The following is a 23,976-nucleotide window of genomic DNA, read 5'->3' on the forward strand; positions in this document are numbered from 1 at the left end:
CAGATTTTTGAGTGCGGTGATCTGCAGGAGCTTACCCTGCACTTGCCTAGCAAGGAGCAGATCGCCGCGCTACGGAGACTTAGGCAGCTTAAGCGTCTGCGCATTACGAGAGTTCAAGTAAAAAATACCGACTTTCTTGCCGAGCTGCCGCTTTTGCAGGAGCTCGTTTTGGAATACGTCTCGGGATTTTGCGATCTTTCGCCTCTGCGCGAGCTGAGAAGCTTAAGATCGACGCATTTTGAAAATTTACGCAGAGTGATCGATTTTTCGGGACTTAGCGGCATAGCCTCGCTGCGATATCTGTGCATTAGCGGCACGCTGGATTGGGATCAGCCGATTGCAGATTTCGAGTTTCTCAAAGGCATAACGGGCCTTGAAGTGCTAAAACTAACCTGGGTGAAGTGCAAGGCCCCATATCCGGCGCTTTTGCCGCTCGCCGCTCTTAAAAATCTAAAAAAGATAAGTCTGTATCCGCACGCCTTTGCGCTGGAGGAGTACGCGCTTGCGCAGCTTATTTGCGAGGGGGTAGAGGGCGCGCAAATGCCGCTTGCGGTGGAGTTTAAAGATACCGGCTATGTATATTTTCTGGGGCGAGGTTCGGGATACACCAAAATGGGGGCGAAAAACGAGCTGCAAAGACGCGCGGAGTTTGAACAAAAATTTGAGGCGTGCAAACAAAAGGCGCGGGAAATTTTAAATTTATAGGTATCGCTAAAATTTCACTCTTTGCGGCGAGCTAAATTTGAAACCATAGATTTCTGCAAAAAACAAAAATATATCAAAATAGTAAAATTTAAGTCGTAAAATTTTACGCATTTTTATACTCTTTTTCAAATATGCGCTCACGCCGCGTACGTATCGCAACGAAAATCAGCTAAATTTTAAAAGCCCGATTTGCGCTTGCAGCGACGGGGCGTGTAAAATGCCGCAAATATCAGATAAAATATCCGTAAATTTAGCCAAAACGGAGTAAAATTTGAAGGACAAATTTAGCAAAAGGAGCGATCGTGGAAAATTTATTACTAGCGCAGCTGCGCGAGGCATTACCGCAGGGTATGCGCGTGCCAAGCGAGCTTGAGGCGCTTTATGCGTGGATCGAGGCAAACGGCTTTTATGACGACGCGGGCGGGCGCAGACGCGGCTATCTCTACCCGCAAGATCGGCTGCAGCAGAGCTGGAGCGACGATGAGCGCGAGGGCGGCACGGACATCGTATTTTTCACGGATGAGCCGAAAAATCGCGACAAGGAGCTAAGGTATTGGTTTTACGGCGAGGATCGAGAGCTTGCCGCGGAAATCAAGCAGCGGCTTTGCGTGTTCGCAGGCAGCGGCTCGGAGGGCTCGATGTGTGCGCTGTGGCTGGACGATGCGGGCGAGACTAGACCCCGCACATGGGCTCCGGCTCGAGTTCGACCATGACCTGCGTTTTGGCTCATAGCGGGCTAGATTTTTTGCGATTGCTCGCGATCGGATACGATGAAATCTGCTGGGATGAGGATTTTAGCGCGCCGCCAAACAGCGACGACTTTATCGTGCATTCAAACGTAAAATTTCAGCAGTGGCTCAAGGACGCGTTTAAAACGACGATCCCGCAAACCGCGCTTGAGCTCGTCACGCCCGCGCACTTGGACGACGAGAACCCGAGCGATGAGTTTTTGATCTGGGTAAATCGCGTCGCAGAGTGAAATTAAAAGCGGCTTTTGCGCCGTTTAATGAAGTATTGCGGGGTTTGCTTTTGCTGGAAACCTTGAAATTTAAGCTTTTGCTGGTTAATTTAAAGAGTACAAATTTAAGGGTGTCTTTTGGTTAAAATTTAATGGCAGCGGTATCCATTTGGAAAAGCATTAACCATCTATTACTATTTCCGCTGCTCTTAAAATTTTTTAATAAATCCGCTCGATAGAATTTAACTCTTTACAGTGTGGCGATAGAATTTTGCTGCTATTCGAAATAAGACGCGATAGAAAAGTTGGCACGTTTTTAAGAATCCAAATAAATTTAGCTAAATTCCGTGTGGATGGATTATATCAAAGCATGGAAGTTCTGTCGGTTTATTAGCAAAGAACTGATTGAGACTAAATTCTAAATCAGAAAAAACAAGGCTAAAAGCTTTTCGGTAGTTTTGGCGATAGGTTGTCTTTAAGTGTCGTATCAGAGAAAATTGCGATGGCAGCGTGTGCAGGGCAGCGCGTGTAGAGCAAAAATGGTGCGCATCAGTATCGGCGTAGCGCTTTTAGACTTCGTATGAAAGATCACATCCAAACGATCCTGCTGTCAAATATCCGCATAAATTACGACGGATTTTTATCTAGAGGTCATGAGGGCGAGCTACAAGGCATATCCAGCAAATACGTCTTTGCAGCTAGCTGCATGCAGGCATTTAAAAGACGGAAAGTAAAAGTGAACAAGTTAAAATCTGAAAGCATTAATAGCCGCGCAATAGGCAAATTGCGCTCAGTGGCGAAGTGAGCGCAAACTTTTGACAGCTTTGAACTATTTACACGCGCGCAGGGTGGCAGGCACTACTTTACTTTAAATCTCTTTTTGGATCTTGGGTTTGCACGCGCGGAGTAGCAAGCACTAAGCAGCTAGGCGCGGAGGTATCGTATTTTGCACCACTTTCGCAGTAGTTCTCTTTTATACCTGCCAGCTGACACGCTTTCTAGCAATATGATTAATGCTGTTTAGCATTGATGAGGATGAACTTGACGGGCTCATGACAGCATATACAGCTCAGTAGCGGTAAACGCGTAGTTCGCAGCGTTTTATGAATTTAGTAGAGGGTTTGAGTCGGGTGGGCATGCATAGATTTTTAGCGCTTTGTGGAAATTTAAGACGAGTGTTATTGCGAGCTGATGCAAATTTTTAGGTAAAATTTTATGCTCATCGATTTTTATATGGTTGTACTAAAGCATACTTCATACAGAAAAATTTCGTATAAATTTTTAACGTAAACTTTGCCCATTTAGGGGGAGAGGAGAAGGGAGTAAAATTTTACGATCAAAAGGACAGGGATTGTGCTCACGGGATCGCGTGTGTGACGCAAAAATAGCGATGTAGAAAACTCACCGAGCAGTACGGATGAAACGAGACTATTTTCATCTGTCACTTTTAAAATAAAATTTCACGACTAAAAAAGCGATTTTGCCTTTGTAAATTTTAAAATTTTGCTAAAAATTTTTCGTATTTTTCTGCACTTTTTGCGATATATTCGCTATCTGGATGAAATGAAAATCCATAGCCAAAGTGGCACGGCAGCAGCTTGGCGCCTGTAAAATTCATCGCGCATTTAAAAGGCGTGATAACTTCTTCTATGTCAAATCCGATCGTGCCGTCTTTTTTATAGTTGTTTCGCTCGTCGCCGATAGTGATCGCTAGGGCGAATTCTTTACCTTTTAGCTTGTCGCCGGTGCTGCCGTAAGCCCAGCCGTAGGCAAATACATCGTCGAACCATCGCTTTAAAAGCGGCGGATAGCTGTACCAATAAAGTGGAAACTGAATGATAATTTTATCGTGGCTTAAAAGTAACCCCTGCTCGCGCGCTACGTTTATTTTGCCGTTCGGATAAGCGGCGTAAATTTCGTGAATATCAAATTTATCCGCTTGCTTTTTGGCTACCTCGCGCCACGCCTTGTTTGCATGCGAGCTTGCCATATCGGGATGAGCGATGATGATTAGGTTTTTCATATTTTATCCTTGTTTTTAAATTTCTTACATTATATGCTTTTTGGCTGAAATTTAAATTTACTATTCAGATACTTATATTATAAAGGATCTAAAATTTATATACGAAATGCGATAAGTTTTGTAATAGTAAAATTTTATCAGAATTAAATTTTTTACATAAATTTTATCTGTGAGATTTCATTTAAATTTATAAGTAGATATTTTGACCTTAGCCATATTGGAGTGACAAGAGGGATAAAATTTGGTCTATGCGAGACTTTACTTATCAACAAAATTTAAGTTTAAGTAGATACTCTGGATGGGATATTTGCGTCATTGCTTTTAGGTAAATTTCAATATTAGTGTTTAAGTCTTAAGCGAATTAATAAAGCCGAGAGCGAGTCTCGGCTAAATTTTACAATAAGATCGGTGCTATTAGAAAGCCGAGCGCTACTGAAAACGCTATAGCTAAAACACCTGGTAGGAAAAAAGAGTGGTTGAATATATATTTACCTATCCTAGTAGTTCCGGTATCATCCATCTGAACAGCTCCAAGTAAGGTCGGATACGTAGGAAGCACGAATAGTGCGGAAACTGCAGCGAACGATGCGACTAAGATATATGCGTCTCCGTTATTTGTAGCAGTTAGTCCAAGTGCAGCAATAACCGTAGGTATAAGCGCTTTTGCAGTAGCGGCTTGAGAGTAAAGAAGCATACTCGCAAAAAATAACGCTATAGCTAGCATAAATGGATAGTCTTTGACAAAATCACCAGCAAAATTTTTGATAGCATCGGTATGATTTACTACAAAAGTATCACCTAGCCACGCTACGCCGAGTACGCATACGCACGCCGTCATACCACTTTTAAACGTGGCGGTATTAAATAGCTTATCGACTTTGACACCACAACTTACCGTTATTATAGTAGCGATGACTAACATGAAACTCATAATGGCGTTATCTCTAGTTAGCACTAATACTTTAGTAGGTTTATCGGTATTTTCTACGTATTTTACATTGGTAGTTGAGTCGGTTTTGACTTTTATATTTTTTGCGACTAGTTCGTTAAATTTATCAGGATCTTTGCTTTCATAGATTTTTTCGTAGCCTGTCACGTAACTTGGTTTTATCCAGCCTACATTTTTGCTAATAGCCGTAGCGTATAAAACGACGGCGATAACACCGATCAAAAATATCAATACCGATCTTTTGGCTCCTGCAGGAAGTTCTTTATTTTCTTCCGTTTTAACCTCTTTTATCAAGCCCTCTTTAAGCCTTCTTTGATATTCTGGGTCGCTACTTAGATCGAGATTATAAAATAAATTTATAACAAGAGCCGTAAGCATACAACCGATAAAGGTCGTAGGTATCCAAATAGCAAGCAATAATGGATAGCTAATGCCTAATCCGCCTAAAGCATGCTCGCCTGCCATAAATACAACCGCCGCTGAAACGGGGCTAGCAGTAATGGCTATCTGGCTAGCGACGACGGCTATACTAAGAGGTGCACTAGGCTTAATATTTTGAGTCTTTGCTACCTCTGCAATGACAGGTATCATAGAAAACGCCGTATGTCCCGTCCCTGCAAATACCGTAAGCAAATATGTAACTATCGGAGCTAAGAAATTTATATATTTTGGGTGTTTTCTTAGTATTCCTTCGGCTATTTGTACCAAATAATCGAGTCCTCCTGCTACTTGCATAGCCGTAATAGCGGCGATAACAGACATAATGATTAAAATGACGTCCCATGGTATACTGCCTGCTTTTAGACCAAGCCCCAACGTAAGAATGACGACGCCAAGACCGCCTGCATAGCCTATAGCCATACCACCTAGTCTAACACCCAAAAATATCGCACCGAAGAGTACGATCAATTGCAATATCAATGAAATGTCCATTGCAAAACTCCTTATAAAATAATTTTTTTAACGGCGCGCAGAATTCTAAAGATTTCAGCAGGTAAAATCCGAATTATCTTTATAATTCAGTGGTCGGAATTCTATGCGGAATTTTATCCTAAAATTTCGCAAGTGGAATTTTACTCCACGGAAGCTAAATCTAACTTGATGAAATTCTGCATCTACGGAATTCTGCACGATCAATCTTATCTATTTTGAATTCTACTTTGCGGAATTTCGCCTATTAAATTAACCGACGAAATTCCGCGCCGCACCTAGTTTGGAACTATTTTTTGCTCATATGTGGGTTGAGCATAGATTTAGGCTCTAGGATCTTATCGATCTCCTCTTTTTTCAAATATCCGCGCTCTAAGCAGATATCGCCGACGGCTTTGCCGGTTTGAAGTGCCTCTTTGGCGATACTTGCGGATTTTTCGTAGCCGATGTATGGATTGAATGCAGTAACGATACCAACGGAATTTAGCACCGATTTTAGGCAAGCTTCAGGGTTTGCTTTTAGATGTTTGATAGCTTTTTCAGCTAGTGTATTCATCGCATTTTCCAAAAGCACGATCGAGTTAAATAGCGCATATGCGATGCCCGGCTCAAACGCATTTAGCTCGAATTCTCCGCGCTCGGAGCAAAGCATAATCGTAACATCGTTGCCGATAACTTCATAGCATGCCTCGCCTACGACTTCCGGGATTACCGGATTTACCTTACCCGGCATGATGGAGCTGCCCGGTTGTAGCTTAGGAAGTTCGATTTCGCCTAGTCCGCATCTAGGACCGGAGTTCATAAGACGTAGGTCGTTTGCGATTTTACTTAGGCGGACGGCGGCAGTTTTTAGTGCTCCACTAACGTGAACGAAATCGGCAGTATCTTGTGTAGCGGCGATGAAGTCCTCTGCAGCTTTAAATTTAACGCCGGTGATCTCGCCTAGCTTTTTCTCGACTACGTTTTTGTAATCAGGGTGGCAGTTGATACCCGTGCCGATCGCCGTAGCGCCCATATTTAGGTAAGTCATCGACTCTCTAGCAGCTTTGATAAGCGCGATATCGGTTTTGATGTAGGTAGCAAAAGCATTGAAGGTGTTTCCAAGAGTAGTAGGAACGGCGTCCTCAAGCTCTGTCCTTCCCATTTTGATGACATCTTTGTATTCTTTGGCTTTAATTTCAAGCTCTTTTTTCAAATTTTCCATAGCTTTTAGTAGATCAGTTAGCTTGGCGTAGGCGGCTACTTTGATCGAGCTAGGATAGGTATCGTTGGTGCTTTGACCCAAATTTGTGTGGTCGTTTGGATGGAGGTATTGGTATTCACCCTTTTTATGTCCCATGCTCTCCAAAGCTATATTAGTAATGACCTCGTTGGTATTCATATTCGTCGAAGTTCCGGCGCCGCCTTGGATCATATCAACTACGAATTGATCTCTGAACTCTCCCGCGATGAGCCTGTCGCAAGCTTTTGCAATCGCATCGGCTTTTTGAGCGTCTAGGACGCCGACCTCTTTATTGGCTAGTGCAGCTGCTTTTTTGATTTGTGCAAATGCTTTGATAAAAAACGGATAGTCTTTGAGCGCTCGTCCGCTTAGATGGAAGTTCTCTAGTGCCCTAAATGTTTGCACACCGTAGTAAAAATCGTCGGAAATTTCTAATTCACCGATGAAATCGTGTTCTTTTCTGGTCTTTGCCATAATAAGTCCTTTCGTTGAAATTGTTAATGGAATTTTAAAGCTTTTAGTATTAAAAGCAGCTTAAAACGTAACGAAAAATTAAAATTTAGAAATTAGTATGATTGTTTAAGGCTTTAAATAGAATTTTACTTAAAAAATATTTTAGAATTCGCTACTAAGGCATAATTACACTTTAATATAAATATCGTATCGCACGTAGATTATGAAAGTGAAATTATAAAAATTCTTGTTTAGCTTAAATTATAATTTGAAAAATTTGAACTTAAAGGCGATAAAGGCGGAATTTTTTATTGCATTTATATTTACTAGAGCGGAGCTATTTTTTGCGTTTTATAAAATAAACATATAGGAGCGAGATTATAATGACGACGGTGAACAGAGCGATCGTAATTAGATGCAGATCTTGCTTGATTAGCTCCTCGTTTTCGCCGATGAAATATCCTAAGCTCATCAGTATTAATGTCCAAATCGCAGCTCCAAGCCCAGTAAATAGCACGAAGCGCGCGATATTCATCTTTGCAAGCCCCGCAGGAAGGCTGATGTATTGACGAATGCCGGGGATTAAGCGGCAGTTGAAGGTAGAAATTTCGCCATGGCGGTTAAAAAAAGCTTCGAATTTTGCAAATTTCTCCTCGGTAATGCCTACGTATTTGCCATATTTAGCGATAATCTTACGTCCAAAAAAGTAGCATAGATAGTAATTAAACAGCGCGCCGGTGATGCTGCCGCCAAGCCCACAAACAAATGCTAGAACAAAGCTCATCTGCGATTTTGAGGCCAGATAGCCCGCAGGGATCATCACGACTTCACTTGGGAAGGGAAAGAAGCTGCTTTCTAAAAACATCATCATAAAAATGCCAAGGTATCCCCAGCCCGCGACAAATTCTACGATAAAATTTACGATATTAGAAAGCATTTGAATTCCTTGATTTAATGTGTAAAAACCAGCTGAACTTAAAATTTCGCGAAATTTAGCATCGGCAAAGCGAATAAGTTTAGAATTTAACAATCCGGCGATACAAGAGCGAGCTTAATTTTACAAAATTTAGCTCATATAAAACAAAGGCGCGGGCCAAAATTTATCCCTGTAAGTTGCTACTGCAGCGAACTTGCATATAAATTTAACAGCCTCGCGCCTTAAAATTAAAACTATTTTGCGTATTCGATGTTTAGTTTGCCGAATAGCTCGTTAGCCTTATCATCGATTTTTTTGTTTACTTTGCTTGGAAGTAATTGGTTTTTAATGAGATCTTTTACCTTTTCAAACGGCATAGTCTCGGCCTTTTTGCTGCTTTCTTTGTAGATTATATGATATCCGAATTGCGTCTTTACCGGCGTTTTGCTCATCTCACCATCTTTTAGCGCAAACGCCGCTTTTTCAAACTCCGGCACCATCATCCCTTTGCCGAAAGAGCCCAAATCGCCACCGTTTTCTTTAGCACTTGGATCGATTGAAATTTCTTTGGCTAGCTTATTAAATTCCTCTTTTAAATTCTCTTTTTTGACTTTTGATAGCTTCGCAATCGCGTTTTTAGCAGCCTTTTCGTCTGCTACTAAGATATGACTTGCGGTAACGGAATCTGGTTGCATGAAATTCTGTTTATTTTCATCATAAATTTTTTTAGCTTCCTCGTCGCTGATGCTTACGTCTTTAGCCTGTTCGCGTTGCCATAGATTAAATGCGATGCCATCTTTAGCAAGCTCTAGCTGATGCTTATATTCGTCGCTGTTTTCAATGCCTGATTTTTTCGCCTCTGCGATTAGGAGTTTGTATTTGATTAGATCATCGATTAGTTTCTTCTTCTCATCGGCGGTCGGTTCCTGTCCGCCGTGCTGCATACCTTGAGCCAAAAACGGTGCAACATCCTCATCCGTAATAGTGATATTCGCGTCTTTTGCAGTAGCCAAAACGCCTGCATTAAGCGAAGATATAGCCATAGCGGCAACAAAGCTGAAAGATAAAATTCTTTTCATTATTTTTCCTTTACTCGGTAAATTTTGCGCAATTATAAAAAAAGATAGTAAATAAAATAGCGAATGCCAGCAAATTCGGCGCGAATCCTGCGCCGAATTTTAAAAAGAGAGGAGTTAAAACGACGGGATGATTGCGCCTTTATATTGCGTCTCGATAAATTTTTTCACTTTCTCGCTTTGAATCGCTTTATCTAGCGCCTTGATTTTAGGGCTGTTTTCGTTGCCTTCTTTAACACTGATGACATTTGTGTAAGGGTTGCCCTCAGCCTTTTCTAAAAATAGCGAATCCTTGATTGGGTTTAAATTTGCGTTAAAGGCAAAATTTGAGTTGATGACTGCAATATCGACATCACCCAGGGTTCGCGGAAGCGCGGCGCCTTCAAGCTCTAAAATTTCTAAATTTTTAGGGTTTTTCGTGACATCTAACGGCGTGCGAAGCTTGGTGTTTTGATCAACTTCGATGAGCCCCGCGGCTACGAGCAGATCGAGAGCGCGGCTTTCGTTAGTCGGATCGTTCGGCACGGCAACTTTGGCGCCGTTTTTAAGATCTTTTAAATTTTTAATCTTATGGCTGTAGATACCCATCGGCTCTAGGTGCACGCCCACGGTCGCTTTTAATTTCGTACCCTTGTTGGCGTTAAATTCCACCATATACGGCACATGTTGGAAAAATCCGGCATCTACGTCGCCGCTATCAGTAGCGAGATTCGGGGTTACGTAGTCGTTGAAAACCTTGACCTCAAGATCGTAGCCTTGGGCTTTTAGATCAGGCTTGATCTGCTCTAAAATTTCGGCATGCGGTATCGGAGTAGCGGCGACTACGATTTTTTCGGCAAGAGCGAAGCTGACGACGCTGGCGCTAAGAAGCGAAGCGAGAAGAAATTTCTTCATATTTAATCCTTTTGGTTAAAATTTAGCGGTATTATAGCAGGTAGAATTTTTAATGTCAAGTGTTTTTATATGATTTTTTAAAATTTTATCTAAAATATTCTAAAATTCGATATTTTTATATATATTTAAATACTACATTTTATTGTATAATGCAGAATTGGCACGCTTTAATGAGCGCTTTACATAAATTCCGCTAAAATCGCAAAATTTAAAATTTTAAAAAAGGGCTGAAAATGGCAGATTTTTACGATGCGAAAGCCGTAGAGGAGAGCTTTTATAAAATTTGGGAGCAGCGCGGTTATTTCGAGATCGACGGCAATAAAGATATCCAGCAAAAAGGCAAAAACTTTTGCATTATGATGCCCCCTCCCAACGTTACCGGAGTACTTCATATCGGGCACTCGCTCACTTTTACGTTGCAAGACATAATGACGCGATACAAGCGAATGGACGGCTACCGCACGCTATGGCAGCCGGGGCTTGATCATGCAGGCATTGCGACGCAAAACGTCGTCGAGCGCGAACTTTTGGCGCAAGGGATCAAAAAGGAAGCGATTGGGCGCGAAGAGTTTTTAAAGCACGTTTGGCACTGGAAGGAGCAAAGCGGCGGGCAGATCGTAAAACAGATGAAGCGCCTTGGCGTCACGCCTGCGTGGAGCAGACAGCGCTTTACGATGGATGAGGGGCTTAAAAACGCCGTGCGTAAAGCCTTCGTAAGCCTATACGACGCGGGGCTCATCGTGCGCGGAAACTACATGGTGAACTGGTGTACGCACGACGGCGCCCTAAGCGACGTGGAAGTCGAACACAAGGAGAACAAGGGCAAGCTTTATTATTTGCGTTACTACTTTGCGGACGGACAAAGTTCAAACTTTTGTAAAGATTCGAGCGAGACGAGCTGCAACTACATTGTTGTCGCGACTACGCGCCCAGAGACCTACTTCGGCGACACCGCCGTAATGGTAAATCCCGCGGACGAACGTTATAAAAATTTGATTGGCAAAAAAGTCGTGCTGCCGCTAATCGGCCGCGAGATAGAGATCATCGCCGACGAATACGTCGATATGAGCTTCGGAACGGGTGCCGTGAAGGTCACGCCAGCGCACGATACCAACGACTACGAGGTCGGCAAGCGCCACCAGCTAGAGTTTATCACGGTATTTGACGAAAAAGGAATTTTAAACGAGCAGTGCGGCAAATTTCAAGGCTTAGAGCGGCTTGTCGCGCGCGATCAGATCGTAGCGGAGCTCGAGCGGCTGGGCTTTATCGAAAAAATCGAGGATTACGAAAATCAAGTCGGCTACTGTTACCGCTGCAAAAACGTCGTCGAGCCGTACATCTCACAGCAGTGGTTCGTGCGCGCAGATATCGCAAAAGAAGCAATTGCCAAAGTAAATTCCGGCGAGGCGGAATTTTTCCCGAAGCACTGGATCAATAGCTTCAATGCCTGGATGCGCGAGCTAAAGGACTGGTGTATCAGCCGCCAGCTGTGGTGGGGGCATAGAATTCCCGTGTTTTACTGCGACTGCGGCCATCAGTGGGCGGATGAGCGCGAGAGCCCCGATGCCTGCCCGAAATGCGGCGGTAAAAATTTTACTCAAGACCCCGACGTGCTCGATACATGGTTTTCAAGCGGTCTTTGGCCGATCAGCACGCTTGGCTGGGGCAACGGCGAGGCGCTGAAAAACGAGAAGTGGTTTGAGGAGGATTTGAGCGAATTTTATCCGAATACTATGCTGATTACGGGCTTTGACATTTTGTTTTTCTGGGTCGCGCGCATGATGTTTCAGTGTCAAAACGCCATGGGCGAGCTGCCGTTTCGCGACATCTACCTGCACGCCTTAGTTAAGGACAAAGACGGCAAAAAGATGAGCAAATCGAGCAAAAATGTAGTCGATCCGCTGCTAAAAATCGATGAATTTAGCGCAGACATTTTGCGCTTTACGCTTACGATTTTGTGCGTGCAGGGGCGCGATCTGCGCCTTAGCGACGATAAGCTTTTGATATATCGAAATTTTACGAATAAGCTCTATAACGCAAGCAAATTTTTGCTTTTAAACGCTTCTAAATTCGATGATTTGGACGCGGCGCGGATCAAAACGAGCCTTGGCAAATATATGCTTTCGCGCTTTAACTGCTGCGTGAGCGCGGTGCGGGAAAATTTAGACGAATACCGCTTCAACGACGCTGCGACCGAGCTTTATAAGTTTTTTTGGGACGAGTTTTGCGACTGGGGCATCGAGCTTAGCAAAGCGGACAAGGCCGCGATCGGCGAGCTAGGGATGATTTTTAAAGAAGCGATGAAGCTACTAAGCCCATTTATGCCGTTTCTAAGCGAGTATCTGTATCAGGAGCTAAGCGGCACGAAGCTGCAAGACGCGCGCTCCATCATGGTGATGCGATACCCACAGCCTGGCGAGCGCGACGAGCGGATCGAGGAGCTATTTTCGCTCGTTATCGAAGCGATCGTTAGTATTCGCCGCGCAAAGGCGACGATCGAGCTCGGCAATGCGCGCGTAGCCAAGGCCTACGTCAAATCCGCAGTCGATCTAAGCGCCGCTGCGGACTACATCAAAACGCTAGCAAAGGTAGATGAAGTGGAATTTACGCAGCAAAATATCACAAATTCCGCCCGCGACGTAAGCGAGAGGCTAGAAACTTTCGTACCGCTTGAGGGGGTCGATCTTAGCGGCGTGATTTCTCGCCTTAACGCGCAAAAAGCGAAGCTGCAAAAAGAGATCGAAAAGCTCTCTGCAATGCTTGGCAATGAAAAATTTATCTCCTCCGCGCCCGCTGACGTCGTCGCCGCAAACCGCGAAGGGCTGCAAAGCGCGCAGGAAAAATTCGCCAAAGTATGCGACGAGCTAAAGGCGTTTGGCGAGTAGCCCGCTAGTTTGAGCTTAAATTTTAAATTAAGGAGAAAAATATGTCAAAAGGTAGTATCGGTGGATTTACGTTAGGCACGGTCATAGCCGTCGCACTATCATGGGGAGTCAATAAAAGCATAATGTGGGCGATAATCCACGGATTTTTAAGTTGGTTATACGTGATTTATTATTTCCTACTGAGGTAAAATTTCATCGGCGGCGCGCCGTTTTACGCGCTAAATTTTAAAATTTATCAAGGATAAAAAATGAGCGAAAAAATAAAAATAGCGGTTTTGGGATACGGAAATTTAGGTCGCGGCGTGGAGCTTGCCGCGCGAAATAGCAAGGATTTAGAGCTTTCGGCTGTTTTTAGCCGCAGAAATCCGAGCGAAGTAAAGACATGCGGCGCTCCGGTATTCAGCGCAGATGAGATTTTATCGCACAAGGGCAAATTTGACGTTTTGGTGCTTTGCGGCGGTAGCGCGACGGATCTGCCGACGCAGACGCCAGAATTTGCGCGGAGCTTTAACGTCGTAGATAGCTTCGATACGCACGCAAAAATCCCCGAGCACTTCGCCGCCGTGGACACCGCAGCCAAAGCGGGCGGAAACGTAGGCATCATAGCGGTGGGCTGGGATCCAGGTCTGTTTTCGCTAAATAGACTATTTGGCGAGAGCGTGCTAGAAAACGGCAGTAGCTACACATTTTGGGGTAAAGGCGTGAGCCAAGGCCACTCCGACGCTATCCGCAGGATTGATGGCGTCGTGGATGCGCGCCAATATACCGTGCCGATAGAAAGCGCCTTAAAGCGAGTCCGCGCGGGCGAAAATCCGAAACTTAGCACGCGCGAAAAACACCTGCGCGAGTGCTACGTCGTAGCCGAGGACGGCGCCGATAAAGCGCGCATAGAAAAAGAGATAAAAACGATGCCCAATTACTTCGCCGACTATGACACGAGCGTGCATTTCGTGGGTCTTGCGACGCTTAAAAAAGAGCACGGCGGCATCCCTCACGGAGGATTCGTCCTGCGAAGCGGAGTAACGGGCGAGCGCGGAGAAAATAAGCATCTGATCGAGTTTTCGCTAAAGCTTGACTCAAATCCCGAATTTACAGCTAGCGTGCTCGTAGCCTACGCCCGCGCGGCGTATCGTCTGGCGGAAAGAGGCGAGCGCGGCGCCTTTAGCGTGTTTGACATCGCTCCGGCGCTTCTTTCGCCAAAGAGCGCAGATGAGCTAAGGCGCGAAATTTTATAAATTTTTGGGGGACGTTTCAGCGGAATTATGAACGAGGAAATCTGAGTGATAAAGATAGAAAATTTAAAGAAATTTTACGGCAAAACCTGTGTGATCGACGATGTGAGCCTGGAGGTGAAACAGGGCGAAATTTTTGCTATCGTCGGTCGCAGCGGCGCGGGTAAAAGCACGCTGCTGCGCTGCATAAACGGCCTTGAGGATTATCAAGAAGGAAGCCTCAAAGTAGAGGGCAGGGAGGTGCGAGATCTAAGTGCCGCGCAGATCCGTGAGCTGCGCAAAAATATCGGTATGATTTTTCAGCACTTCGCGCTGATGAGCCGCCGCAGCGTCGCGCAAAACGTTGCCACGCCGTTAGCATTTTGGGGCCATCCCGAGGACCACACGAAGCGCCGCGTCGCCGAGCTTTTGGAGCTCGTAGGGCTTGCAGATAAAGCAAACGCCTATCCTAGCGAGCTTAGCGGCGGACAGAAGCAGCGCGTGGCGATTGCGCGTGCGCTTGCATTAAGCCCTAAAATTTTGCTTTCCGACGAGGCGACCTCGGCGCTTGATCCCAACACCACCGCTCAAATTTTATCACTTCTGCGCCGTATCAATCGCGAGCTAGGCATCACGATCGTGCTCGTTACGCACGAGATGGAGGTCGTAAAGGGCATCGCGCAACGAGCGATCCTGCTTAAGGGCGGGCGCGTGAGCAACTCGGGCGATATCGTATCGCTGTTTTTGCACCCGGATGAGAATATGAAGGAATTTTTGGGCGAGGAGGAGGTGCTGCCCGCAAGCGGCGTGAATATCAGGCTCTTTTTCCCGCCCGCGGTCGCGTTTGACAGCGTGATTACGCATATGGCGCGCACTTTGGAGATAAATTTTAACATCGTCTGGGGCAAGCTCGAGCGGCTTGATAAAAACGTCGTCGGAAGCCTCGTGATCAACGTAGAGCCCGCACACGTCGCGCGCGTGGAGGAGTTTATCAAAAACGCGGGCGTAATCTACGAGATCGTAAGCGAGGATGAGATCAAAAGCTGCGCCACGATCTAGGTGCGATTTCGCGTCCTGTGCGCTTGCGCCGGATAAAATTTATGACGGCGCCGAAGAGCGCGAGAGATGCGAGAATATGCGGGCGTCAAAATCCGCCGCGCTTGCATTAAATTTTACCGTGCGGACAGCGGCGGGAGTACAGATAGCGCGAAGCGGCGAGAGAAATTTTATCTAAGACGCCGGCGCGGCCGCCGTATCTTGGGGCGTGAAATTTTTTGGCTCAGAATTTTAAAGCGCGAAATTTTAAGATCTGAAATTCTGCAGCGTGCCGCTTAGAGGAAGATTGTGCGCGCAGTGGCCCGGATTATCTAACCTAAATTCTGTGGCATGCCGTTTTGGGGCGTAAAATTTATAGCGCAGGATTTTGCGGTACAGGTTTGCGGCGCAGAAATTCGAAGCGTGAAATTTCAAAGGCCACCTCGGGTTTGCGCTGAATGAAAACGACGACGTATAGAAGTCTGAAGCATAAAATCTCAAAGTGCTTTGATTTGTGGCGTGAAGCAGGAATGCGCGTAGGTAAATTCCAAGCATCAAATTTCAAAATGCGGCGCGAAATTTATTTTTTGACTCGGCGTAAGCGTAGCGCGAAATCTACTTTTGATTTAGCGCGAGTGCGGTGCTTCGGCGCGTAGAATTTTACTGTCTTGCGGGGCTTTAAAGCGTATAATTTTACCGCCGTACAGTCTTAAGGCGTGGAATTTTACTATCGCGTGAGGCTTTAAGGCGTGAAATTTTAATTTTATATCTCTGTGCGGCACGTTGAAGCATGAAATTTTAATTGCTTCGCCGTGCGCGGAATTTCAAAGCGCGAGATTTTGCTTTGGTGCGGTCGCGACTTTAAAATTTACGCTTTAAATTTCATCGACAGTAATGCCTGCGGCGAAGGGCGATTTAGAATTACTAACTGCCATGGTTAGTGGATTTAAAAATTTCACGCGCCGCACTAAATTTAAGGGCTTACGCGGCATGGCGAATTTAAAAGCTCGGGCGAGGTCGCGAACTCAAAGGCTGGCTAGGCGTTTTAAATTTAACGATCAAGCCGTGGCATTATAAAATTTAATCAGTTTCGCCGGCGGTTTAAATTTTTATCTCGCCGCGGTAAAATAAGCTCGGCGATGCGCTGTTGGTGCGCGCTCTGGCTAGCTTTGATTCGCGTTTAGAATTCGACTAGCCGTAGCGAGGCGATTTAAATTTCAGAGATCGCGACCGACCGAGCGCATTTAAGCCGCGCCGCGTTTGAAATTATAGGCGTTTAAATTTAAATTTGAATTTTTTTGGAATTTCACACATACTTCACTTTTACGGAAGTATAATTCCGCTAATTTTTTTAAGGAGTACGTAATGAAAAAACTTACTTTGTTTGCGCTTAGTGCGCTATTTGCTGGCACTTTTGCCGTAGCTGCCGATATGGGCATGAAAGATGAGATGAAGGACGCCAATACATCAATGCATAATGGTGCGAAAGAGGTGAAAGCTGAGATGAAACATATGAAGCACGAGACGCATGGTATGAAAAAAGATGCCGTCAAAAAGGGCTCTCATGCAAAAAAAGAGATGAAAAAAGAGATTAAAAAAGAGATGTAGTGAGTAAAATTTTACTCGTAGAGGACGATGAGACGCTTTGCGATCTCATCGGTGAATATCTAAAAGACGCGGGCTTTGACGTATGCGTTTGCAGCGACGCTCAAAGCGCCGCGGATCTTGCTTATGAGCAAAAATTCGATCTTTTTATCTTTGACGTAAAAATCCCCAAAGGTGACGGATTTTCACTTTTAAAAGAGCTGCGCAAGAGCGGAGATCGCACCCCCGCGATATTTGCTACGTCGCTAAATACACTTGATGATCTTGAGGTTGGTTTTAAAAGTGGCTGCGATGATTATCTCAAAAAACCTTATGAATTAAAAGAGCTGCTGCTGCGCGTTAATTCGCTCATAAAGCGAAACTTCAGCCACAATTTCGATGAATTCGTAACGATTGGCGACGAGTTTAAATTTTATTTTGCAAGCAAAGAGCTACGCAGATCGGGCGTGCCCGTCGCGCTTTCAAACAAAGAGCGCGAGCTGCTGGCGCTTTTTTTACAAAATAAAAACAGGCTTTTAAGCAAGGATGAAATTTTCTCTGCGATCTATGTTTTTAACGAAACGCCAAGCGAAGAGGCGCTACGAACTTATATCAAAAATCTACGTCGCGTCCTAGGCGAAGAGCATATCATAAACCGCCGCAACGCAGGGTATCTGTATGTCTGAAAAGACCGCTTTAACGCTTAAAATTTTATCTTTGTATCTCATTTCAAGCGCGTTGTTTTTAGGATATTTTTTCAAGATAAATTACAGGATGAACGAAGCCGCGCTGCTTTCACACAGGATAAAAGAGCTAAAAGAGATCAAAATGATGATCTATATGAAAGCGAGCATGGATGGGCTGGAATCGCTAGCGGACTTCGAGCGCGAAAAGGGCGTAAATGCGTGTATATTTAAGCCAAACTCTGATGAAATTTACGGCTGCGGCGGTGAGCTCGGAGCACTTGATAAAGCGAAGCTAAAGGCGGAATTTATAAGTGGCGGAAGGCTAGGAATTTATGAGAATCTGCAAAATATGGAGGAGCGAAACGCCTTTTCCAAGGCTAAAATCATCCTGCTTGGAAGTAGCGTGCAGGGCGAAATTTTAACGCTTCGTATCAAAACAGCAGCGATGATGATAGCGCTTTTGGGCGTGATATTAGCCGTGGCATTTTATCTGGTGCGGCTAGGCACAAAGCCGCTTTACGATAAGATCGACACGCTAAATCGCTTCATCAAGGATAGCACCCACGAGATCAACACTCCGCTTAGCATTATCTCCATGAGCGTTGAGACGATGCGGCACGCAGAGCTTGGAGAATACAACGCTAAGCGCGTCGCTAATATCGATCTTGCTGCCAAGACGCTTTCGCGCATCTACGAGGATCTCGTGTTTTTAACCTTCGGTATGAATAAGGAGGGCGAGATTAGCTCGATCGATCTAAAAAGCCTCGTCGCTTCGCGCTGCGAATACTTCGCGCCGTTTATTCAAAAGCGCAGACTAAGCCTTAAAACCGATCTTTCGGATGCGAGCATGAGCGCGAACGTCTATGAAATTTCGCGCCTGATCGACAATCTGCTAAGCAACGCCGTAAAATACGCCGATGCAGGCGGCTACGTGGATGTGCGGCTAAGGCGCGGCGAGCTGGCGATCTCAAACAGCGGCGAGGGGATCGACAGGAAAAAAGGCGACGAAATTTTCAGGCGCTTTGCGCGCTTTAACTCAAGCGAGGGCGGCTTTGGAATCGGGCTTAGCATCGTAAGCGAGGTCTGCAAAAAATACTCCTTTTCTATCTCCTACGACAGCGTGCCGGGCGAGATAACGACCTTTCGCCTTACATGGCGCGAATAAAATTTTAAAATTTAGTAAAATTTTAAAATTTGAAAACGGCCGCCTGCGGTTTAAATTTAATCGTCGTTTGGTCGCTTAAATTCCGCGCAAAAAAGTTCTAATTGCCGGAGCGTTTAATTCAATCGTCGCTTGTTTTTGTTCTAAAACGGAGCGCGGAATTTTATCGGTCGTCCGCTTTGCGCTCGTAAAATGACCCTGAAAGTTATTGGTGCGGAATTTTATTCGTCCGCGATTTTATAAAATTTAGCTTTTATTTCTCGATAGATATATCCAGTGGACTATATTACTGAATAAAATCGGAACAGACATACCAAAAAACATTGAGCCGCCTCCAAAAAACGATAGCCAACCAAACAGGCTCTCTCTGCTCGCAAAAGTCGGAAACGTCCGCCCGTTGCCTACTCTGTGTGGGATGCCGTTTATGGCAAAATCGGCGTAGAAATAATTATTTAGAAGCCAATAGATAAAAGGTATGCCGATAAGCATAATTAGCTGCGTCTTGACGGCGGGAAGCTCTTTTTCGTATAAGAATACGGCGATTGGATAATACACGCAGCTTAGCGCAAAAGCCGTTAAAATAGGTACCCACAATGCCGCGACGTAAAATTCCGCAAGCTGCGTGTGCGGGCTTATTTTGCCGATTGCGGCGATGTTTGGAAAAAACCGCTTCATAAATCCAACGAAGTCCGCGCATGCCGCACTTACGTCTAAAATATTTTCGGGTAGCACGAATACGCTAAGCGCCGTGATCGCAAACAGCACAAAAACCGCCGCGTAAAGTCGCCCGAAAAATTTAGTAAATTTCGTATCGGGATACGGCGCCTCTTGCTCTTGCGTGACTTGTGAATTCGGCAAATCGCTCATCGTTCGCTCCTTTAATAAAATTTGCACGTCAAAACCCGGCTTGCGCTAAATTTTAAAATTTTATGCCTTATTATCCGGTAAATTTCACAATAAGGACCTGTTTTGGAATTTTACGGTCTAATTTGAAGCCAAATTTATTAAATTTAACCGAGCAATGCTTTTTTGCAAACAAAGCGTCACTACCTCTAACGCGCAGTGATCTAGGCGGGGTTTGGGCGGCAGACCTGCTTGCGGTTGCTAGCCGAAGCAAATTAAAAGGGCGCTTCGCAAGTATAGCCCCTTCCGCGCTCCGCTCACTCCGAGAAAGAATTTAAGCTTTATCGGAAGCGACAAATAAAATTTAAACCTGCGCGTAGCGTAGCGACTTCTTGTATCGTCTTATCCAGAAAGCCTAAAATAAAGAAAGCCCTTTCATTTCACGCAAGCTCGCAGCCAAAACCTAAAATTTAATTGCTTAACGAAAAAGGCAAGTTGGCGTCGCTGCTCGCAAAATAACCGCGGAATCCCACTAGATTTAATTTAAAATTCCGAGTATTTCTGATAGTCGATCTGCGCGGAGTTTTTGTTGATCGTATCGACCGTGGCTTCGGCGATCGCAAGTTCCTCGTTGGTAGGGATTACGAGCGTTTTGATTTTGCTATCTACCGCGCTTAAATTTCTAATCGAGCCGGTATTTTTGGCGTTTTTTGTCGCATCGATTTCGATGCCGATATGAGCGAGCTTCTCGCAGACATTTTGTCTAAAATGCGGCGCATTTTCGCCGATACCGCCGGTAAAGATCAAAGCGTCCACTCGCCCGAGCACGGCATAATACGCCCCGATCATCTTAACGACGCTGTACACAAGCATCTCAAACGCGAGTTTCGCGCGCGGCTCGCCGCCTTCCATCTTTTCATATACCTTTCGCAGATCGCTTGCGCCGCAGATGCCCAAAAGTCCGCTTTTTTTGTTCATTATGACGTCCATATCCTGCGCGTTGTAGCCCGCGACGCGCTCGATGTATGGGATGATCGCAGGATCGATCGAGCCGCATCTGGTGCCCATGATGATCCCCTCAAGCGGCGTTAGCCCCATCGAGGTGTCGATACACTTGCCGTTTTCTATGGCGCTTACGCTTGAGCCGTTGCCAAGATGTAGCGTAATGGCATTGAAGTTTTCGTATTTTTTACGCAAAAATTTAGCCCCCATCGTCGAGACGAACCAATGCGATGTGCCGTGCGCGCCGTAGCGACGAACCTTATATTTTTCGTAGAATTCATACGGCAGCGCGTACATATACGCATAAGGCGGGATACTTTGATGAAAGATCGTATCGAAAACCGCCACGTTTGGAATTTTAGGGGCTATTTTGAGGCAGGATTTGATGCCCGCTAAATTTGCGGGATTGTGTAGCGGTGCAAGCGGCGCAAGCTCGGCGATTTTAGCCATTACGTCCTCATCTATGAGTGCAGGAGCGTCGAAATAATCCGCACCTTGGACTATTCTATGCCCGATGCCGCCTACTTGAGTTAGATCGTTGATTACTCCGCTTTGTTTTAAAAGATCAATCGCAATCGCAATCGCGGTTTCGTGATTTGGAATTTGCTCGTTTTCAACCTTTATGCCTCGTCCATTGGCGCAATTGATACTTCCGCTTGCGTGCGTCGAGCCGATCTCCTCGATGAGCCCACTTGCGATGCAGGCGTGATTTAGCATATCGTGGAATTTAAATTTAACCGAGCTCGAGCCGGAATTTATGACTAGGATATCCATTTAATTATCTCCTGCTTGAACGGCGCTGATAAGTATCGTATTTACGACGTCGTTTACGCTGCAGCCGCGACTTAGATCGTTTACCGGCTTTTTTAAGCCCTGTAAAATGGGCCCGATCGCCACGGCGCCTGCGGTGCGCTGAACGGCCTTATAACAGATATTTCCGCAGTTAAGATCAGGGAAGATAAATACGTTCGCACGCCCTGCGACCGAAGAGCCCGGCATTTTTTTCTTAGCAACCGCCGCATCGACTGCGGCGTCGAATTGCAGCGGTCCGTCTATTAAAAGCTCCGGCGCCTTTTCGCGCGCTTTTTGCGTTGCGGTTTTTATGAATTCTACGCTGTCGCCGCTGCCGCTATCGCCGCTGGAGTAGCTTAGCATCGCCACGCGCGGTTCAAGCCCAAACGCCTTTGCGGTCGCGGCGCTTGAGATCGCGATACCCGCCAGATACTCCGCGCTCGGGCTCGGCGCTACGGCGCAGTCGGCAAAAAGCAGAGCCTGCGTATCCAGGCACATTATAAATGCGCCGCTAACGCTCGCAATACCCGGCTTTGTCTTGATGATCTGAAGCGCGGGGCGGATCGTCTCCGCAGTAGTCGTGCTCGCGCCGCTTACCATCGCATCGGCTAGCCCTTCATACACGAGCATCGTGCCGAAGTAGGTGCGATCGCACACTAAATCGCGCGCCTGAGCCTCGCTCATACCCTTTGCCTTGCGAAGCTCATATAGATCGCGCGCAAATTTTTCTAAGCTCGCATCCGTCTGCGGATCTAAAATTTTAACGCCGCTTAGATCGAGACCTAGCTTGTTTGCGCTTTTTTGCACTTCATCCTCGCGCCCCAGAAGGATCAAATTTGCAGCGCCGCTTTGTTTTATAATCGCAGCTGCGCGCAGAATTCTCTCGTCATCACTTTCTGGAAGCACGACGGTTTTAACGTTCGCGCGAGCCTTTGCGTAGAGCTTGCTTTCAAATTTCAACGGAGTTAGAATTTCACAGCGCGTGGAGTTTGCAGCGTCCGTGAAGTAGCTTTTGTCGGCAACGACTTTATCAAGCTCTATCGCGCCGCTTTGGCAAGCGGAATTTTCGTCGTCAAATTTTGCGCCCTTTTCGCAGGCGGAATTTTTGCCGCAAAGCTCCGATTTTTTAGAATTTGCACCCTCTTGTGCAGGTCTTAGCGCGGAAAATGAAATTTTATCCTCATATATGCTGGCAAAGCTTATCGCTTTTGCTGCGGTGATCAAGCGCGTGCCGATGCGTGCGGCAATTTCGTTAGGATAAAATCCGCAAACAGGGATATTTAGATCCTTTGCGATTTGTAAATTTAGCTCGCGCAGATCGGCTCCCGCTACGCCGTGAACCAGCACAAAATTACACTGCTCTAAAATCTGTGCAAATCGCTCTATCGCCGCCTTTCGCACGCGCTCATCCTGCCCGTCCGCGAGCGCTCCTTCAAGCTCACTCCTGCTAAAAAGGGCATTGTCGCCAGCGATGCAAAGTTGCAAAACGTTGTGAAAGCTCATGGATAAAATTTTATCTAGTTTTTTTAGCTCGGATTGGTAGGCGGCGGGTTCGTCGCATAGGAGCAAAATTCCGTTCATCGGTTGATCCTTTTGAAATAAGATAGGCAATTGTAGCAAAATTTTGCTTGCGTGTTAATCAAAGATTTATCGTGAGGGTTTAGAATTTGGTAACTTTCAACAAAGGAGCGCACATGAAAAATTTAGTGATTTTGGCTCTTTTAGTGAGCCTCGCCGCGGCGAAAATCAACATAAACGAAGCTAGTCGCTACGAGCTGATGACGATCGGCGGACTTGATGCGGGTAGGGCGGATATGCTTATGCAATACCGTCAAAAGCGCGAAATTTCAAGTGCAGATGAGCTAAAGGGTATCAACGGCTTTGCAAGTTACGATACCGCCAAACTGCAGAAGAGCTTTGAAATATCGCCTCGAGCTAACGTGCAGCAGCCGGTGCAGCCTGAGCGCGATATAGTCGTGGTCGAAAAGACCCGCACCCGCACGGTTTACGGAGGCTCTACTTACAAACGCGTTGAAAATTACGGCAATGGCATCACGATCACAGAGACCGGCACTTTACCGCCACCTCCTCCGCGAGGATATGGTAGGCACGGCGACATGATGCCGCCTCCTCCTCCGCCTCCTGGCGGTATGCCACCACCTCCGCACGGAGGTATAAAACCGCCACCTCCACCGCCACCTCCGCGCGATGATTATTCTCGCAGGAGAAGTTCTGGCAGTATGAGCGATAGCGAAATCGGCGGAAGCTCGCGCCGTAACATGCCGGTGCCTATGCATATGGGAACAATCCGCTCAAAAAGATCCAGTAGCGTCACAAGCTTCGGCGACTGCGATCCGCAAAGCGGCAACTGCGCTAGTGTGGGCGTAGGCGTGCAGGTAGATAGAGGGTTTTAAAATTTAATTTTACGTGGGCGGAATTTTAGAATTTTATAATCGAGATTCCGCCCGTCCTAAATTTACGGCTAAATTTTAAAATTTTATAGCGTAGAATTTAAAATTTATGCAGGTATCGCTCCGCGCTACAATAAAATTTCAAAGAATTTTATAAATTTAATCCAAGCCTCGCGTGGTAAAATTTCAAGCCAAAATTTTACGTTAAAACTGCCGTGCCGCGTTTGGTCGAAACAAAT

Annotated in this window: 21 protein-coding genes; 11 read left to right on the top strand and 10 right to left on the bottom strand. The window is 45.7% G+C overall.

What is annotated here, in order from left to right; translation table 11 throughout:
- From Q0460_RS09250 to Q0460_RS09260, 3 genes are all read left to right on the top strand, one after another.
- A partial coding sequence (locus Q0460_RS09250; protein ID WP_299086468.1) for a hypothetical protein occupies positions 1–705 on the top strand: 705 nt, incomplete at its 5' end.
- A 302-nt stretch (positions 706–1,007) separates the two neighbouring features.
- Entirely contained in the window at positions 1,008–1,418 is a 411-nt protein-coding gene (locus tag Q0460_RS09255) for a hypothetical protein (RefSeq protein WP_299086469.1), read from the top strand.
- Positions 1,415–1,684 carry a hypothetical protein gene (locus tag Q0460_RS09260; protein WP_299086470.1) on the top strand — a complete coding sequence of 90 codons (270 nt, stop codon included), beginning with the start codon at positions 1,415–1,417 and terminating at the stop codon, positions 1,682–1,684. Before Q0460_RS09255 ends, Q0460_RS09260 begins: the two co-directional genes overlap by 4 nt.
- Positions 1,685–3,158: 1,474 nt before the next feature.
- On the opposite strand, the gene Q0460_RS09265 is transcribed toward Q0460_RS09260, so the two are convergent.
- From Q0460_RS09265 to Q0460_RS09290, 6 genes are all read right to left on the bottom strand, one after another.
- On the bottom strand, positions 3,159–3,686 hold the full coding sequence (locus tag Q0460_RS09265; protein ID WP_299086471.1) for an NAD(P)H-dependent oxidoreductase: 528 nt from the start codon (positions 3,684–3,686) through the stop codon (positions 3,159–3,161).
- 394 nt (positions 3,687–4,080) lie between these two features.
- Complete coding sequence (locus Q0460_RS09270; protein WP_299086472.1) at positions 4,081–5,568, bottom strand: anaerobic C4-dicarboxylate transporter; 1,488 nt, start codon at positions 5,566–5,568, stop codon at positions 4,081–4,083.
- Between the two features lie 286 nt (positions 5,569–5,854).
- Positions 5,855–7,261, bottom strand: a complete 1,407-nt coding sequence (locus Q0460_RS09275) for an aspartate ammonia-lyase (protein WP_299086473.1) — start codon at positions 7,259–7,261, stop codon at positions 5,855–5,857.
- 316 nt (positions 7,262–7,577) lie between these two features.
- A complete protein-coding gene (locus Q0460_RS09280; RefSeq protein WP_299086474.1) occupies positions 7,578–8,177 on the bottom strand; it encodes a DedA family protein in 600 nt (199 codons plus the stop codon).
- Positions 8,178–8,410: 233 nt separating this feature from the next.
- Positions 8,411–9,235: a peptidylprolyl isomerase gene (locus Q0460_RS09285; RefSeq protein ID WP_291936931.1), complete on the bottom strand. Its 825-nt coding sequence runs from the start codon at positions 9,233–9,235 to the stop codon at positions 8,411–8,413.
- 114 nt (positions 9,236–9,349) lie between these two features.
- Positions 9,350–10,126 (bottom strand): MetQ/NlpA family ABC transporter substrate-binding protein, encoded by a 777-nt coding sequence (locus Q0460_RS09290; protein WP_299086475.1) that lies wholly within the window; start codon positions 10,124–10,126, stop codon positions 9,350–9,352.
- A gap of 233 nt (positions 10,127–10,359) precedes the next feature.
- Here Q0460_RS09290 and Q0460_RS09295 point away from each other — a divergent pair, with 233 nt between their 5' ends.
- From Q0460_RS09295 to Q0460_RS09310, 4 genes are read left to right on the top strand one after another with little or no spacing between them, the layout of a single operon-like run.
- Positions 10,360–13,011, top strand: coding sequence for a valine--tRNA ligase (locus Q0460_RS09295; RefSeq protein ID WP_299086476.1), 2,652 nt, complete (start codon positions 10,360–10,362; stop codon positions 13,009–13,011).
- 41 nt (positions 13,012–13,052) lie between these two features.
- Positions 13,053–13,199 carry a hypothetical protein gene (locus Q0460_RS09300; RefSeq protein WP_297880516.1) on the top strand — a complete coding sequence of 49 codons (147 nt, stop codon included), beginning with the start codon at positions 13,053–13,055 and terminating at the stop codon, positions 13,197–13,199.
- A 60-nt stretch (positions 13,200–13,259) separates the two neighbouring features.
- Positions 13,260–14,246: a diaminopimelate dehydrogenase gene (locus Q0460_RS09305; RefSeq protein WP_299086477.1), complete on the top strand. Its 987-nt coding sequence runs from the start codon at positions 13,260–13,262 to the stop codon at positions 14,244–14,246.
- A gap of 45 nt (positions 14,247–14,291) precedes the next feature.
- Positions 14,292–15,281 carry a methionine ABC transporter ATP-binding protein gene (locus tag Q0460_RS09310; protein WP_299086478.1) on the top strand — a complete coding sequence of 330 codons (990 nt, stop codon included), beginning with the start codon at positions 14,292–14,294 and terminating at the stop codon, positions 15,279–15,281.
- A 349-nt stretch (positions 15,282–15,630) separates the two neighbouring features.
- On the opposite strand, the gene Q0460_RS09315 is transcribed toward Q0460_RS09310, so the two are convergent.
- Positions 15,631–15,822, bottom strand: a complete 192-nt coding sequence (locus Q0460_RS09315) for a hypothetical protein (protein ID WP_299086479.1) — start codon at positions 15,820–15,822, stop codon at positions 15,631–15,633.
- Between the two features lie 800 nt (positions 15,823–16,622).
- Between Q0460_RS09315 and Q0460_RS09320 the strand changes: the two genes are divergently transcribed.
- From Q0460_RS09320 to Q0460_RS09330, 3 genes are read left to right on the top strand one after another with little or no spacing between them, the layout of a single operon-like run.
- The gene (locus tag Q0460_RS09320) at positions 16,623–16,865 is read left to right on the top strand and encodes a hypothetical protein (RefSeq protein WP_297902676.1); all 243 of its coding nucleotides are present in this window, start codon (positions 16,623–16,625) and stop codon (positions 16,863–16,865) included.
- On the top strand, positions 16,865–17,527 hold the full coding sequence (locus tag Q0460_RS09325) for a response regulator transcription factor (RefSeq protein ID WP_299086480.1): 663 nt from the start codon (positions 16,865–16,867) through the stop codon (positions 17,525–17,527). Before Q0460_RS09320 ends, Q0460_RS09325 begins: the two co-directional genes overlap by 1 nt.
- The gene (locus Q0460_RS09330) at positions 17,520–18,692 is read left to right on the top strand and encodes a HAMP domain-containing sensor histidine kinase (RefSeq protein ID WP_299086481.1); all 1,173 of its coding nucleotides are present in this window, start codon (positions 17,520–17,522) and stop codon (positions 18,690–18,692) included. Before Q0460_RS09325 ends, Q0460_RS09330 begins: the two co-directional genes overlap by 8 nt.
- 243 nt (positions 18,693–18,935) lie before the next feature.
- Here the strand turns inward: Q0460_RS09330 and Q0460_RS09335 are convergent, their stop codons facing one another.
- From Q0460_RS09335 to pta, 3 genes are all read right to left on the bottom strand, one after another.
- Positions 18,936–19,556, bottom strand: coding sequence for a hypothetical protein (locus Q0460_RS09335; protein ID WP_299086482.1), 621 nt, complete (start codon positions 19,554–19,556; stop codon positions 18,936–18,938).
- Positions 19,557–20,075: 519 nt separating this feature from the next.
- Entirely contained in the window at positions 20,076–21,308 is a 1,233-nt protein-coding gene (locus tag Q0460_RS09340; RefSeq protein ID WP_005870640.1) for an acetate kinase, read from the bottom strand.
- Positions 21,309–22,907: a phosphate acetyltransferase gene (pta, locus tag Q0460_RS09345; protein ID WP_299086483.1), complete on the bottom strand. Its 1,599-nt coding sequence runs from the start codon at positions 22,905–22,907 to the stop codon at positions 21,309–21,311.
- A gap of 113 nt (positions 22,908–23,020) precedes the next feature.
- Here pta and Q0460_RS09350 point away from each other — a divergent pair, with 113 nt between their 5' ends.
- Positions 23,021–23,740: a helix-hairpin-helix domain-containing protein gene (locus Q0460_RS09350; RefSeq protein ID WP_299086484.1), complete on the top strand. Its 720-nt coding sequence runs from the start codon at positions 23,021–23,023 to the stop codon at positions 23,738–23,740.
- Positions 23,741–23,976 lie beyond the last annotated feature (236 nt).

Source organism: uncultured Campylobacter sp. (assembly GCF_937980635.1).
GTDB lineage: Bacteria > Campylobacterota > Campylobacteria > Campylobacterales > Campylobacteraceae > Campylobacter_B.